This window comes from Candidatus Symbiopectobacterium sp. NZEC135, from assembly GCF_025962695.1.
Genome location: NZ_JAGFPF010000895.1, coordinates 1 through 858 on the forward strand (window position 1 = coordinate 1; position 858 = coordinate 858).

An 858-nucleotide genomic window follows, 5' to 3' on the forward strand; every position below is an offset into this window, starting at 1 on the left:
GCAGCGCGCGCAGATCATCAATGGCGGTCTGATTTTCATTGCCGTGTAGTTGCACGGCGAACAACCCCAGTTGTCGGGCGGTCTGTGCAATCTCTGCGGCAGGCGCGTTACGAAATACGCCAACGTAGCGCAACGGTGCACCGGACATCACCGTCGGTGCGAACGCCGGTGTCACATAGCGTGGAGAGGAGGGCACAAAGATCAACCCGCCATACACTGCACCGGCGTTGTACGCCGCCGCGGCGTCCATGGCACGTGTGGGCCCACACACCTTATTCTCACCCAGGATCAGGCGGCGCACCGCTAACGACAGATTGGGCTCTGACATCAGCGAACTGCCAACCAGAAAACCGTTGGCATAGGCGCTGAGCTCGCGGATTTGTGCGGCGTTATGAATGCCGGATTCACTGATTACCGTAACATTTTTGGGCAAGCGCGGGGCCAGCGTGCGCGTGCGGTCGAGGTCGATAGACAGATCGCGCAAATCGCGATTGTTGATACCGACCACGCGAGCCTTGAGCGCGATAGCCCGTTCCAGCTCGGCCTCGTTACTCACTTCTGTCAATACGCCCATTTTCAGGCTGTGCGCCACCTGAGCCAGTTCGCGGTACTCATGATCGTCAAGCACCGACAGCATCAGCAGAATGGCATCGGCCTGATAATGGCGCGCCAGATAAATCTGGTATTCCGAGATGATGAAATCCTTGCACAGCACCGGCTGTCTGACGACAGCGCTGATGCGCGGTAGAAAATCAAAACTGCCCTGAAAATATTTCTCATCGGTCAGTACTGAGATAGCGGAGGCGTAATCGCTGTAGACGCGGGCAATGGCCACCGGATCAAAATCTTCGCGAATCA

Annotated in this window: 1 protein-coding gene; it reads right to left on the reverse strand. The window is 57.1% G+C overall.

The window, feature by feature from the left end; genetic code table 11:
* Positions 1-858: bifunctional indole-3-glycerol-phosphate synthase TrpC/phosphoribosylanthranilate isomerase TrpF (trpCF, locus tag J5224_RS31260; RefSeq protein ID WP_264628888.1), on the reverse strand; the 858-nt coding region annotated here is incomplete at both ends.